A 14,375-nucleotide genomic window follows, 5' to 3' on the forward strand; every position below is an offset into this window, starting at 1 on the left:
AGTGAGTTTGTACACGGACGAGAAAAGCGGAAAGTCCATTGCGTTCAAGACCGCACGGTCACAAAAAGGCAAAGACGCCCTGCAAAAAGAAGCTCAGATCTACGGGAAGCTGATGGCCGCAGGCCCGCACAAGAACGTTGTACAGTGCTACGGAATACACGAGATCGACGGTGAAACCGGCCTTGCTATGGAATATGTGGAAGGCTGTGAAGCAGGTGACCTTTTCGAAGGGGCCGAAGAACTCCTCCAAGAGAACAAGCTCAGTCACTCACAATATTGGGGCGCCTTACAGTTCATGGCGAATGAAGCGATTGACGGTCTGAAGCATGTCAACGCGGCAGGCATCAGTCACAACGACATCAAAGGAGGCAACATCCTGTTCGATAAGAACAGCCAATCCCTCAAGATCGCTGATTTTGGTTTTGCAGGCACTATTGGAGAAGATCCACTGGACTTCGGCACTCCGGAGTATTCCAGCCCGGAAGCCATCGCCGCCGCCTTCAAAGACGCAGAGGATCGTGACCGCCTGGACGATAAACAGGACGGTTATGCCATTGGCCAGATGGTATATGGCGGAGGTGAAGGTGAAGCCAATCTTCTGGGCGCGCCGGATTGCGACAGCCCTTATGCGTTCGCTCTCCATGTTGTGCGCAAACTGAGCAACTCAAAATCTCAAACCGGCGAAGAAACCAGCCCGAGAAAGCCCTCACGCCAACAGATGATCCTGATCTGGCTGGAGAGCCTGGTTATTACAACGAGAGTTACGAGTCTGCGTACGCCCGCTTCGTCAACAATTCCATGCAGATCGATCCGAAGAAGAGAAGCAGTCTTGACGACATGCAGCAAAGCCAGTTTTTACAGGATCCGCTCCTGCAACCAGAAGAGGCGAAAAAAGTCCTCGACTTCATCATGCAGCAAAACAGCTCCAAATCTGCATAGGATAAAAGCTAGCTTCATACGATCAGAGCTAATCCACACACCTACCGATTGGACTTTGGCGGCTTCTTCTTCGCATTCCTGGCAGTCTCCCGCTCATCACTGGCAATCACCACATCCTGAGGCTGGGAAAGCTCAATCAGGTTGCCGTCAGGGTCGCGAATGTAAACAGACAGGATCGGCGAACTGGCACCTGTGCGGAACACAGGCCCCTCCACAATCGTCACGGCGGCAGCACTCAACCGCGCAATGGCCGAATCCAAACTCTCAACCAAAAAGCAAAGATCTGCGGTCCCCGGCACCTGTTCCTGCGCGATCGGAGTATGATCCACATCGATGGGCTGAAGGTTGATCTTCTGCTGCCCAAAATGCAGGGCCCGCCGCCCGCCTCCGAATATGATCTCCTCCAAACCCAGTACATCCTGATAAAAACGACTGGTACGTTCAACATCATGAACGGTAAGCACGACATGGTCGAGAGAAACCAACCTCATCACTCGCTCCTTCAAGCGCATGCCAAAAACTGACTGTCAGCTTCCATAGGAACGCGCAAAATCTGCAACAGCTTTTTCACGACCAACCATAACCCTGCCTTGCATAAGGAACCAACTCCTAGTTTCAGGCGAGATGAACAAAAGGTACACTGCCTATTTTTTAACCATTATGCGCAGTGTTTGTGCACCAGATATATTTCAGATGCAGTTTCCCATTATTATTAAGGGAGCAAACTGCCCGCTTTCGCGGCTTTTTAAGAAAATTTCAAAACTGGCACGGTTTCTGCATTCATATTTCCGTAAGTTTTGAATCGCGAACTTTCTGCACACGCGCTGATCATTTTTAAGAGCATGCCAGATCAGCAGCGCACGCAGATACAAGACGAACTGAGAGTGTGAAGACCATGAAGAAAATTGAGGCGATCATTAAGCCGTTCAAACTGGATGAAGTGAAAGAAGCACTTCAGGAGGTTGGTCTTCAGGGGATCACCGTTACCGAAGCAAAAGGATTTGGCCGCCAGAAGGGTCATACAGAACTCTATCGTGGCGCCGAGTACGTGGTGGACTTCCTGCCAAAGGTTAAGGTGGAAATCGTACTCAACGATGATCTTGTAGAAAAAGCTGTAGAAGCCATTCGCGACGCCGCACAGACTGGCCGCATTGGTGATGGCAAGATTTTTGTCTCCAGCATCGAAGAAGCAATCCGTATTCGTACGGGAGAGACGGGCGAAGACGCTGTTTAACCCAGAGTTTCACTAGGAAATCACGAGGACTGAATGAGTTAGGGGCGACGATCCCACACGCTTGGTCTTCCAGTTTACAACACTGCGCCACTGGCGATTTTAATAAGAGGAATAGGAAGTTATGACAACCTCCGCTGATGTCTTGAAAGAAATCCAGGAAAAAGACGTAAAGTTCGTAGATCTTCGTTTTTCTGATCCGCGCGGCAAGCTGCAGCACGTCACCATGGATATCTCCCAGGTGAACGAAGACATGTTCGCAGAGGGCGTCGCATTTGACGGTTCTTCTATCGGTGGTTGGAAAGCAATCAACGAATCCGACATGATGCTGATGCCAGATCCGGAAACAGCTCATATCGACCCATTCTTCGCGCAGTCCACTATGTCCATCTTCTGTGACGTTCTCGACCCACGCACAGGCGAAGGTTACAACCGTGACCCACGCATGACTGCTAAGCGCGCTGAAGCCTATGTGAAAGCATGTGGCGCTGGCGACACCGTATTCGTTGGCCCGGAAGCTGAATTCTTCATCTTCGACGACGTTCGCTTTGCAGCAGACCCATACAACACCGGCTTCAAGCTGGATTGTTCCGAACTGCCATCCAACATGGACAGCGAGTACGAGTCCGGTAACCTCGGTCACCGTCCACGCACAAAAGGCGGCTACTTCCCAGTACCACCAATTGACAGCGCGCAGGACATCCGCTCCGAAATGCTGACAGTCATGTCCGACATGGGTGTTAAAGTTGAAAAGCACCACCACGAAGTGGCAGCAGCTCAGCACGAACTCGGCATGCAGTTCCAGACCCTGACAACCTGCGCTGACCACATGCAGATCTACAAGTACGTGGTTCACCAAGTTGCACACGCTTATGGCAAGTCCGCGACCTTCATGCCTAAGCCAGTCTTCGGCGACAACGGCACCGGCATGCACTGCCACTTCTCCCTATGGGAAGACGGCAAGCCAACCTTTGCTGGCAGCCAGTATGCTGACCTTTCCGAGAATGCTCTGTACTTCATCGGCGGTATCCTGAAGCACGCGAAATCTCTGAACGCATTCACCAATGCGTCCACCAACTCCTACAAGCGTCTGGTACCGGGCTACGAGGCTCCAGTTCTTCTGGCATACTCTTCCCAGAACCGTTCCGCATCCTGCCGTATTCCATTCACATCGTCTCCAAAGGGCAAGCGCGTTGAAGTTCGCTTCCCGGATCCTTCCGCAAACCCATACCTGGCGTTCGCTGCACAGCTGATGGCTGGCCTTGATGGCATCAAGAACAAGATCCATCCTGGCGATGCAATGGATAAGAACCTGTATGATCTGCCAGCAGAAGAACTCTCCGAGATCCCAACTGTTGCAGCATCTCTGCGTGAAGCTCTGGAATGCCTCGATGCAGACCGTGAGTACCTCAAAGCAGGCGGCGTATTCGATGACGATCAGATCGACGCATACATCGAGCTGAAGATGGAAGAAGTCATGCGCACAGACATGACCCCTCACCCAGTTGAGTTCGACATGTACTACTCCGTCTAAGTTATGAAGGGACTGCTTTAACTCCAATGCACCTATGGCGTATCCATAAGACGAGCTTCGGCTCAAATCAGGATACGCCTTTCAAAAGCAGTCCTCTCATCTAGGCACAATAAAACCCCGGCTGGTCTCAGTCGGGGTTTTGCTTTTTCCATCACCCGGATCTCATCTGGCGATACAAACCTGCATCAGCAAAGCAGAGAGCTTACCAGCCGCCCTCTCTCATCTCCGCAGAGATCTCAAGACGCACCCGATCGCTGGTCAATGGCGCAAACTTACCAACACCAAAGTCACTGCGCAAAATCGCTCCCTTACCCTCTACACCGATCCACTGCCCCTGATAGTAATCAAAGTAGCTTCCCAGCGGATGCGGGCCATTGTGCTTGAGCTGAAAGTCCAGTTCCACCGGATGCTTTTGGTCCCTGATGGTCAGGTCCCCCACCAATGTCACAGCAGTTGCCCCGGTTTGCTTGACGGATGTGGAAACGAACGTGATCTCAGGGAATTTCTCCGCGTCAAAGAAGTCAGAGCCTTTCAGATGCTCATCCAGCGGCTCAACACCCGTATCCACGCTTGCCGGATCAATGGTCACACTGACTTTCGTTTCTTCAATCTTTGCCGGATCAAACTCCACTTCCCCGCCAACAACCTTCCACTCACCAGATTGTTCTGTCAGTCCCGCATGATTGTAGTAAAACCGAACCTCGGTATGGGTCGGATCAAACTTGTAGCTCGCAGCCTGCGCTGACGCTGTGAATGCAAGCGACGCCGCAACAACGGCGAATTTCGTGAAATGCTTCATGCTTTTCCTACCTCATATCCCTGTTTGTCACATAAAAACTGCAGCTTTCTGCAAATACATATCCATTAACCTGTTGATTTTTATTATATTAATGTATATGCATGTATATACATCTAAATGATTGAAAACCATTTTCAAGAGCGGAATGCGCAAATAACGAGGATGTGATGTCTGTCAGCAAAGAGTCAGTTTCTCTCTGGATCGCTCTCAACCGAGTGCAAAAGACCATCTACACCGATATCGAAGGCGCCTTCAAAGCAGAGCGTTTCCCCCCTCTCTCCTGGTATGACATCCTCTGGGAACTGGAGAATGCACCCGATGGCTTGAGGCAATTCGAGCTGGAGCAACGTGTCCTCTTCCAGCAGGCCAACCTCTCACGTGTTATCCAGTCGCTCGCCAAGGCTCAGCTGGTCGAGAGCAAACCCGCCCTCAAGGACAAGCGCGGCAAGACCCTCTTCATCACCTCAAAGGGAAAAGACCTCCGCACCCAGATGTGGCAAACCTATGAGCGCAAGCTGGAAGAAAAACTCGATACAAAAATCAGCAAGGACGGCGCGACCCAACTCGCAGCAGCCTTGAAGGCGCTAGTTTAGATTTTTTCATCGACCAGTGGATCGCGACAGTAAACAATGGCTTTACGCGCAACACAGCGCCTCTACACAGCAACGCAAGAAAACACGAAAGAACGCAAACCAACGCACATTAGAGCGCAACGAGGATATGTCATCACCACGTCACGAAACTGCGTTTAAGTGCAATGAGGTTATCAGTATCTGACCGTGCTGATTAGACCCGCATACTCTTCAAAGGCGATCCTCCCGGATCGCCTTCTTTTTTGCGCTTTTTTGGAAAAATGGAGTGTCTTCACTAAGGCAACACTAACTATTTTCTCCCCCATCCCTTGAAAGAAAACCCAAGCGTTCCTAAGTTATGTACAGGTCAACAAAAGGAGAGCCAATGACTCCACCGGACCTGCATGTTGTACGGTTTTTATGAAGGCAATTCGGTACTTATGAAGACCCTCTGCAAGATGCTACAATATAGCAAGACTACAAAACGGCCTGAGCGACCGAGCGTCATCAGACGGTAAGCACGGATCGAACCCGGACGTACACGGGCGGAAATCATATCAAACGCCCCAGCATATAGCCTTGAAACGGTAAATCGCGGCGATCCGACTATAAAAGCAAAACCCCGTTTAGACCTTCGAGAAGGACGCGGGGTTTTCTTTTGGCCATTGCAATGTAGTCCGCACCCTCTAAAATATACAAATTACATTCATATTTTAGAGAAAACAATGACTGCAGCAGCCGACACAATTGAGCTTCTCCCCACACTTCCTTCCCTCAACATTCAGGAAACAAAAGCGTTTTACGCAGACAAGCTCGGCTTTTCCAACGTCGTTTACGAACAGGCCGACTTTCTGATTCTGCGCAGGGACACTTTAGAAATCCACTTCTGGCTCACCACAGAAAAGCACCTGTGCAACAACAGCAGCGTTTATTTCCGTGGAGGGCCCATCGTCGATCTTCACGAAGAATTTCGCAAACTCGGCCTTCCAGAGGACGGCAAGAGCGAACCCCGCTTCACGCCACTCACTAGACGCCCCTGGGATATGGAAGAGTTTTACATCCACGACCCTCACGGCAACCTATTGAAATTTGGCCGCATTCCGCTCTGAACAGAAAAGAGAGGAAACACACCTGCGTTGCGGAGATACCACTCAGCACACCTCAGCACCAAATTCTCCGCACAATCTCAAATCCCCAACACAGCTTTTGGGCCTTGCCAGAAAAAACGAGTGAATCCCGCTGAAAACTCAGGTATAGACCTTTCAACTTGGAAATACTCAGTAAATTGAACAGGCTTGACCAATGAGCTCATATAAATCCGAATTTATGCGGACAATGGAAGAACGCGGCTTCCTGCACCAACTCTCTAACGCCGAAGGTCTGGACGAACTTTGCGCAAAAGAGACCGTAACCGCATATATTGGCTTTGATTGTACAGCCTCCAGCCTGCACGTTGGCTCCCTTGTACAAATCATGATGCTGCATTGGTTCCAGAAGACCGGCCACCGTCCGATTACCCTCATGGGCAGCGGCACAACACGCGTTGGCGACCCGACTGGCAAAGACGAAAGCCGCAAAGTGCTGACCGATGAGGACATCGAAGGCAACAAAAACGGCATCAAACAAGTCTTTGAAAAGTTTTTGCAATTCGGTGATGGCCCATCTGATGCAATGATGATGGACAACGCCGACTGGCTGCTCAAACTCAACTACATGGACTTCCTGCGTGATGTTGGCCGCTACTTCTCCGTCAACCAGATGATCCAGCGCGACAGCGTACGCCTGCGTCTGGAACGCGAGCAGCACCTGTCGTTCCTCGAGTTCAACTACATGCTCCTGCAGGGCTACGATTACCTCGAAATCCATCGCCGCACAGACTGCCGCCTACAGATGGGCGGCTCTGATCAGTGGAGCAACATCCTCTCTGGCGTAGACCTTGGTCGCCGTCTTGCAGACAAAGAACTCTTCGCCCTCACCACCCCGCTGCTCACCACAGCATCCGGTGCCAAGATGGGCAAAACCGCAGCAGGCGCAGTATGGCTCAACGCAGACATACTCAGCCCCTACGATTACTGGCAGTTCTGGCGCAACACCGAAGATGCTGACGTCGAGAAGTTCCTGAAACTCTTCACCATTCTGCCAATGGACGAGATCAAACGTCTGGCGGGAATGGAAGGTGCTGAGATCAACGAAGCTAAAAAGGTTCTGGCAACCGAAGCAACCGCCCTGCTCCATGGCCGTATCGAGGCTGACAAAGCTGCTGAGACAGCTCGTAAGGCGTTTGAAGAAGGTGCCAATGCCGCTGGTCTGCCAACCATCGAGATTGCTGCTACAGAGCTGAAAGAAGGCCTCGGCATCCTCAACGCTTTCGTAACCGCTGGTCTTTGCTCTTCCAACGGAGAAGTCCGTCGCAACATCAAAGGCGGTGCTGTCCGCATCAACGATAAGGCGGAACAGGATCACAACCGCTCTATCACTGACGCTGATCTGACTGATGATGGCGTGATCAAACTTTCCCTTGGCAAGAAAAAACACGTTCTTGTAAAGCCAGTCTAACAGTCTGACTAAACACAATATCTTTGACAAAGCCGGGTCTTGCTCCCGGCTTTTTCTTTGCCTGCAAAACACTGCAAGTTTATGCAATTGCAGCCAGTCAACTGCACCTTGAGCTAGCCCTGATAGCCTAAACTGCTGCCCTTGTATTCAGGAGCAGCCCCCATGGCGATGCAGGATTGGAACGCACAACAATACTTGAAGCACGCAGCCTATGTCGCAGACTTTGGGCAAGACGCACTTGAGTTGCTCGCTGTGCAGCCCGGAGAAAGCATTTTGGACCTGGGATGCGGTGAAGGCACGCTGGCCCAGGAAATTCGAAACCGAGGTGCAATCGTAACCGGTGTCGACACAGCAGAAGACATGCTCCTGCAAGCGAATGAGAAAGGTATCAAGACCTGCCTCATACCTGCTGAAAACCTCAATTTTGACAAGGTGTTCAACGCAGTTTTCTCCAACGCAGCCCTTCATTGGATGCAGGATTACAAGGGCGTCATCCGCGGTGTTGTGAAAGCTCTTAAACCGGGAGGTCGGTTTGTTGGTGAAATGGGATGCGATCGAAACTGCCGCATCATCCGGTCTGCAATGGAGAACGTGTTCGCCGAAAACCCTGCTTTTGGCCCCTACAAGAGCCCCTGGATTTTCCCACCACCCGAAACGTATATGCGCGCGCTGAAAGAAGCAGGCTTCTCAGTCACCTATCATACAGAAATCGAACGCAGGACACCGCTGGAAACAGGAATGAAGGGATGGCTGCAACTCTTTACCAGCAGCCTCACAGAGCAGCTGAGCGAAACCCATAAGAAGCGATTTTACAAAGAGACAATCAAGCATCTCAAACCGCTACTTTATTCGAGAAGCAAAGGCTGGGAAGCAGATTACGTTTGCATGCGCTTTGCAGCCTACCTCCCTGTGATCTCTACTTAAATTCAAAGATACGGCGGAACACACCCGGCGCAATTGCAGAGACCGGGTTGACCTGGAACTTGGGCTTCTCAAAGGTGCCATCCAGCTTATAGGTCACTCCAAACAGCCCTTCATCAGAAGAACCTCCGCCCAGGATGAGACCAATCACCGGCAGTTTCGCAAACAGGTTGTTCAAGGCATAGGCAGGAACAAACGTGCCAGCCATATCCAGCTGACGGCTCTTCAGATTGGCATTCCCGCTGAAGGTCCCGCCAATAATAGCACCGCTCAACGTTCCCTTGGAAACATTCAGAATATCTCCTCTGCGCGAAAACTGCATGCGCATCTTTTGGAAAGACGCCTCACCAGAATTCACTGCAGCAGAATACACTTCACTGTTCCGCGTTCCGCGAATCTCCTTCGGCTCGATCCCTTTCAGCGCTTTAATCGCAGGATCTTCGGTGATGGAAAAATCATTTACAGTCAGCTGACCAGCCCAGTTGGTATCAGTCGGCATCTGGATATCCAAACGCCCGTTACCACCGCGCATACGAGGGAACAGATCCATAAACCGTAAGAACTCACCGGCATTGTTCAGCTTACCTTTTGCAAAGCGATGCTTCCCCTCACCGCCAACAGTGAAATTGAACTGACCACGGCTTGAAGTTGCGCCCGAAACCGCAAGATTAACAGCGCTTACCCCGCGGAAGAGCCCATCAATCCGCACATTCTGAGCCTGTACACCTCTGAAACCGATCAGGCGCCTGAATGTCAGGTCAACCGCAATCACATCTCTTTTGCGCTTTGCCGAAGCAGCTGCATTATCTGCCCCAAACGAATCCAACAGGGCACGGCCATCAAACCGATCCGCATTCATGACAACCTGATACCCACCACCACGGCGTGGACGAATGGTCATCTTGGCTTTGTCATTGGGGCGCAGATTGAACGCGGAGAAGTCGGCAAGCGCCAGCTTTCCATTGCCATCAATTTTCAGATTGCCACGAACTTCAACACCTTCAGACAGGAATGAGAAGTTATGGAGCGTTCTGGCATTGCCATTTTTTGTCACACGGAACCTTGCGGTTGCACGTACACCGGACGCTTTGCTCCAGCCAACCTCGCGAACGTTGATGGCAGCTTTTGAAAGGTCCAGTTCAAACACCTGCGCGCCGCCGCTGTCTTCATAGCTGACTTTCACAGAGCCTTTGACATAGCCCTGAAGATCAACACCGTAGTCTGTCAGATCCTTGGCATTGGCAACAAACGTCACGCCCTGACGGTCTTCAGCTCCACTGCCATCGCGGCTGGTGCTCAAATCAATCTCAGACTGGAAGCCATTCAGCTTCCCCTTGCCGGAAATCTGGGTTTGCTTTGTATCCGCCTGAACGATCAGGTTTGCATTTTCAATGGTCTGGCCTGAGATTTTCGCTTTACTGCTGAAGTCCTTCAGATCCAGATTGGCCCGCCACTCAACATCCTTAACCTTGAGATTCTTGAGGAGAGGGAACGAGGCTTCAACACGGACTTCACCCATGCCAGAAAGGTCTGCTGGCACGACACTGAAACCCTCTAACGCATTTATAGGTTCAGCGTCAGCTAGCACACCCAAATCATCGGCGCGCCCCGTCAGTAGCACAGACAGTTCAGCAGGCAGAGCGCCTGGTGTTGCGATGTTTTTGATCGCAAACTGAACCTCTGGCACCTTAACGATGTTCCCGTCTTGCATACGGAAATGACCATTGCTGCCGGAGATCGAAAAATCTTCATTCTCGATCTTGCCGGTCCCGGTGAGATCCCTCACCACAGGCAGAGTTTTGAGTGCTTTGACTGAGCCATCAATCACATCAAAGGATGCTGTTAGGCCGTCTCCCTGCCATGCAGGCGTACTCCGGTCGCCATCAAAGGCTTCTGGCCCAAGCGCCAGATCCAAGGCAATGTTATCAACCCGGCCAGGGCCGAGGTGATCAATCAACCAGTTTCGGGTTTTTGGTGCTGTAACTGTCGGCCAAACCTGCAACACTTCGCCAAAGCTCAGGCTTGGGCTGTAAACGGATAGCGCAAGGGACGGTCCCGGTTTCCCGTAGTAGAACGATCCCGCAACATTAATGTCAGCATCAAGCCCGACAGCACGAGCTCGTTCAATAGAAATCAGGGAGTTCGTCGGATCAAACGTGCCAGATGCATAAGCATCAGGGAACAGCAGCGGCGGCGACTTTACATCAGCAGGCGCCAATACGATCTCTCGGGAACCAAGCGAATAGTTCCACTCAGCGCCTTCAGTTACAGGTGGCTGCACAACCCCACCAAACACAACGCGTGTGTTTTTACGGCGCAGATAAGATCGTCCGATGATAATATCGGGATTATCGCGCTGCAAATTGAGATCCAGGAATGCTTCGTCGACGGTGATAGAATTATCTGGAGCAGTACGAATGAAGATTGGAGAGGTACGAACATTCATATCCGCACCAACAAACTCTCCAGTCGCCCATAGTTCAGCATTCGCTTCAACAAACAGACGCGTATTCGCCAGCTTGTCATCACGAGCAAAACTGTGTGTTGGCAATAAATCTCGCAGCGAGGCATCACGCAGATTGACGGAAATGTTTCTCGCACCAGTTTCAGGTGTAACAGTGCGCTTCAGATCCCATGACCAGTCCCCTTCACGACCCACGATCTTAGCATTTACTGCAAAGGAAAGATCATCCAGCAGCACGGCATTTGCATCAATACCATCAGCGACAAACTCTTCACCCTGCGCGTTGATCACCAGTCGACCGTACTCAATAGCAACTTTCTCAAGGTGCCAGCGCTTGAGCTCCTCAACAGCAATCACACTAAACTTGTCGATCGCCACCACGCGGTTTTGCACCCGAGGCAAAGGTTCTGACCCACTCGCCAGTTTGATCGTTGCAGAAGGCCGTTCCAGCGCGACACTGGTGATTTCCAGATCACCGGTCAGCAGCCCTGACAGATTGATGCCGATTTCGGCTCGTGGGAGCAACACAGTCGCAGCAGTGCGACCTTTGACGCGAATAAGAGAATCTTCCAGGAGAATACGGCTGCCGTTTTCACCAAACAGATCAAACTGCGCACTACCAACGGTAACGTTTAGCGCTTTGCTCTCAAACTGTTTGATTGCCCAATCCACGAGATAGGGAACAGAAAACGGGCCACTCATCACCCGGTAACCGCCAAAACCAAACGCTATAAATAGAAAAACGCAAACAACACCCCATATTACGCGTCGCTTTAAACGACGTGTAACAGGAGAGCTCTCAAGCTCTGCTGTATTCCCAACATCAACAGCCAGAATCTCATTCCCTGTTTTAGTGGTACGTTCGATTTTGACCGAATCGTAACCTGCGATAGCATCGCGTGATCACAGGTGCTCTGCAAGATTAATTGCTTATCTACACCATACTCAAAAAAACGGCGTCCCAAGAGACCAAATGGCACCCCAGGAGCAAATAAAGAATGCCTGATACGAAAGATGCGACACCTTCCTTACCGCAGGAAAGCATGCTGGCACCGGATTTTACCTTAGCCACAGATTCGCAAGGACAATTCACTCTATCAGAACAAACTGGCCAGTCGGTCGTCGTTTATTTTTATCCAAAAGATGACACACCAGGCTGCACAAAAGAAGCAATTGCCTTTACCGAAAATGCGGCTGAGTTTGAAAAACACAATGCTGTTATCATCGGCATTTCGCCCGATACACCACTAAAGCATGACAAGTTTAAGGCGAAACACGGACTTAACGTCACACTTGGGGCAGATATCGAGAAAGAAGTTTGTCAGGCCTACGGGGTCTGGGTGGAAAAAAACATGTACGGAAAGAAGTACATGGGCGTTGAACGCTCCACATTTCTCGTTGATAAAGAAGGCAAGATTGCCAAGATTTGGCGTAAGGTCCGCGTTCCCGGCCACGTCGAAAAGGTCTTGGAAGAATTACAAGGTCTGAGCCAGTAAAGAATGCCAAAACTTCCGGGCAACAATGATGCGGATGCGTTTGCAGGGCAAGCGCATCTCACACTCCCTGAAAACACCTGCGTAAAGTCTCTTAGAGACGGCGCCCGCCAAATCCTCGAAACACCTGAATTGGATATGAAGGTCGCGCTTGCCTACTACGTCGCAAATCAATGGTTCAAAGGCGCCCTGTCCATTTCCCGTGGCACAGGTGAAAGGCCCATGCCGGACCGCCCTGGTCGCCCAGCAAAACCTGAGCTTCTTCCACCACGAGACATGCCCAAACGCGCAGTTGGAGGGAAAAACGGCAAGATCGCCCTGCTCCATTCTCTGGCACACATCGAACTCAATGCCATAGATCTCACCTGGGACCTGATCGGCCGCTTTACCCATGTGCCCATGCCGCGCTCCTACTATGACGACTTTGTCCGCGTTGGGTTGGAAGAGGCAAAACATTTCACACTCATTCAAGAGCGCCTTGCAAAACTTGGGCATGCCTATGGCGATCTGCCAGCCCATGACGGTCTCTGGCAAGCAGCCCAGTCAACCGGCAAGGACCTGATTGCACGTTTGGCAATTATTCCACTCGTGCTCGAAGCCAGAGGCCTCGACATCACCCCATCCATGATCGAGAAGGCTAACGCAACTGGCGATAAAGACACTGCCAGTGTGTTGCATGTGATCTATCACGATGAAAAAGGGCATGTTGCCTATGGAGCGAAATGGTTCCGCTTCATGTGTGACAGACACCGTGTACGCCCTGAGCCACGTTTTCAACAGCTCGTAAAACAACATTTTAAAGGACCACTGAAGCCCCCGTTTAATGACAGAGCAAGATCTGAAGCAGGTCTCACTCCGGGCTTCTATCGATCGCTCATCAAATTGACCCAATGATACACTGCACTTAGACTTTATTAACCATAACTAACTTTAATTGAATTTAACAAATCATTTCCAGTAGGCAAACTGAGCAAGTGGTCATCCGATGAAGCTTTCCAGGTGCAGTGAGTTTTCTAACAATTACAACCAATTGAAATTGGATGGCCCAATGTGGCTTTCGCGCATCACATCTGAGCTGCGCGTAATTCCTCCGATGGCTTATTGGATTTCCGGTCTTGCAGCAACGGCAGTCGTCTCCGCAGTTTTGGCAAGCAGCTTTCAACAGTCTCTCAGCGAGATGCGGCTTAATTCAACATTATCCAGAGAATTGGCGCTCCGTGAAAACTATGAAAGCGAAATTCGGGATCTCAAATTTCAGCTCGGTGAGATGCGCGGACGGTTGGATCAGGACACATCAGGTCTAAATGCTCCCGCTCGCAAGCAGCAAGCGCAGCTATTGCGGCAGTTTCAGGAAATTGAAGCACTGGTTACGCTGGCGGAGCAATCAAACCTTGTCCTCTCCGCTATCCCGCCCTCTCCAAAGCGCAAACCTCTTCAAAGAGACGTCGGCGCGACCAACACCCACAAACTATCGTTTGCATCACAAAAAAGCGGTGCTCCACTCGATATTCTGAGAACACTGTCAGGCAAGCAGTCCACCGCCCCACAGCCAGCTGCCCCTCACAAAGACTTCTATGCAAAGCAAGCGCAAGGGCAACTCTTGCTCACTGCTTACACTCAAGCAGCTATGGATGACATTAAACGTGCAAACACGCTGCTTAAGAAAGCCGGAGTTGCACAGCCTGTCTTTGTCACCCCAAGTTCATCTGCTGGCGGCATCTATCAGGACATTGGGTCTGCGGATTTGGACAGCAGTATGATTGCAGCGCGCCGGATCATTGAACAACGCATAGAATTAAATACCAAAGTGGATGCTCTGCCATTTGGCCGCCCACTCTCCAGCTTCAACATCTCCAGTGCGTACGG

The 14,375-nt window shown here is 51.0% G+C and carries 12 protein-coding genes and 1 pseudogene; 10 read left to right on the forward strand and 3 right to left on the reverse strand.

The genetic code is table 11. The features are described 5' to 3' along the window. Nucleotide 1: 1 nt before the first annotated feature. Nucleotides 2-514: pseudogene (locus PPL9_RS33080) on the forward strand (protein kinase); the annotation flags it as partial. Nucleotides 515-980: 466 nt separating this feature from the next. Here PPL9_RS33080 and PPL9_RS05710 read toward each other — a convergent pair. Continuing rightward, nucleotides 981-1,430, reverse strand: a complete 450-nt coding sequence (locus PPL9_RS05710) for a VOC family protein (RefSeq protein WP_057461791.1) — start codon at nt 1,428-1,430, stop codon at nt 981-983. A 404-nt stretch (nt 1,431-1,834) separates the two neighbouring features. On the opposite strand from PPL9_RS05710, the gene PPL9_RS05715 reads away from it, so the two are divergent. Together PPL9_RS05715 and glnA are read left to right on the forward strand one after the other, a co-directional pair. Further along, a complete protein-coding gene (locus PPL9_RS05715; RefSeq protein ID WP_057461792.1) occupies nt 1,835-2,173 on the forward strand; it encodes a P-II family nitrogen regulator in 339 nt (112 codons plus the stop codon). 121 nt (nt 2,174-2,294) lie between these two features. Further along, nucleotides 2,295-3,704 (forward strand): type I glutamate--ammonia ligase, encoded by a 1,410-nt coding sequence (gene glnA, locus PPL9_RS05720; protein ID WP_057461793.1) that lies wholly within the window; start codon nt 2,295-2,297, stop codon nt 3,702-3,704. A 202-nt stretch (nt 3,705-3,906) separates the two neighbouring features. Here the strand turns inward: glnA and PPL9_RS05725 are convergent, their stop codons facing one another. Next, nucleotides 3,907-4,503: a YceI family protein gene (locus tag PPL9_RS05725; RefSeq protein ID WP_057461794.1), complete on the reverse strand. Its 597-nt coding sequence runs from the start codon at nt 4,501-4,503 to the stop codon at nt 3,907-3,909. A 215-nt stretch (nt 4,504-4,718) separates the two neighbouring features. Between PPL9_RS05725 and PPL9_RS05730 the strand changes: the two genes are divergently transcribed. The 4 genes from PPL9_RS05730 to PPL9_RS05745 all read left to right on the forward strand — a co-directional run bounded on the left by PPL9_RS05730 (nt 4,719) and on the right by PPL9_RS05745 (nt 8,555). Next, complete coding sequence (locus PPL9_RS05730; protein WP_208989195.1) at nt 4,719-5,096, forward strand: helix-turn-helix domain-containing protein; 378 nt, start codon at nt 4,719-4,721, stop codon at nt 5,094-5,096. Nucleotides 5,097-5,800: 704 nt separating this feature from the next. Next, on the forward strand, nt 5,801-6,184 hold the full coding sequence (locus PPL9_RS05735) for a VOC family protein (RefSeq protein ID WP_057461796.1): 384 nt from the start codon (nt 5,801-5,803) through the stop codon (nt 6,182-6,184). A gap of 193 nt (nt 6,185-6,377) precedes the next feature. Next, nucleotides 6,378-7,631 (forward strand): tyrosine--tRNA ligase, encoded by a 1,254-nt coding sequence (tyrS, locus tag PPL9_RS05740; protein WP_057461797.1) that lies wholly within the window; start codon nt 6,378-6,380, stop codon nt 7,629-7,631. A 162-nt stretch (nt 7,632-7,793) separates the two neighbouring features. Beyond that, a complete protein-coding gene (locus PPL9_RS05745) occupies nt 7,794-8,555 on the forward strand; it encodes a class I SAM-dependent methyltransferase (RefSeq protein WP_057461798.1) in 762 nt (253 codons plus the stop codon). Here the strand turns inward: PPL9_RS05745 and PPL9_RS05750 are convergent. Then, nucleotides 8,548-11,718 (reverse strand): AsmA-like C-terminal domain-containing protein, encoded by a 3,171-nt coding sequence (locus PPL9_RS05750; protein ID WP_057461799.1) that lies wholly within the window; start codon nt 11,716-11,718, stop codon nt 8,548-8,550. The two genes, PPL9_RS05745 and PPL9_RS05750, sit on opposite strands and share 8 nt — an antisense overlap. Before the next feature lie 296 nt (nt 11,719-12,014). Here PPL9_RS05750 and bcp point away from each other — a divergent pair, with 296 nt between their 5' ends. The 3 genes from bcp to PPL9_RS33085 all read left to right on the forward strand — a co-directional run. After that, on the forward strand, nt 12,015-12,512 hold the full coding sequence (gene bcp / locus PPL9_RS05755) for a thioredoxin-dependent thiol peroxidase (protein ID WP_057461800.1): 498 nt from the start codon (nt 12,015-12,017) through the stop codon (nt 12,510-12,512). Nucleotides 12,513-12,515: 3 nt separating this feature from the next. Further along, nucleotides 12,516-13,403, forward strand: coding sequence for a ferritin-like domain-containing protein (locus PPL9_RS05760; protein WP_057461801.1), 888 nt, complete (start codon nt 12,516-12,518; stop codon nt 13,401-13,403). A 154-nt stretch (nt 13,404-13,557) separates the two neighbouring features. Continuing rightward, nucleotides 13,558-14,375, forward strand: an 818-nt coding sequence (locus tag PPL9_RS33085; RefSeq protein WP_208989196.1) for a hypothetical protein, incomplete at its 3' end; no start/stop codon positions are given.

The organism is Pseudovibrio sp. POLY-S9, from assembly GCF_001431305.1.
In the GTDB taxonomy this organism is placed as follows: Bacteria; Pseudomonadota; Alphaproteobacteria; order Rhizobiales; family Stappiaceae; genus Pseudovibrio.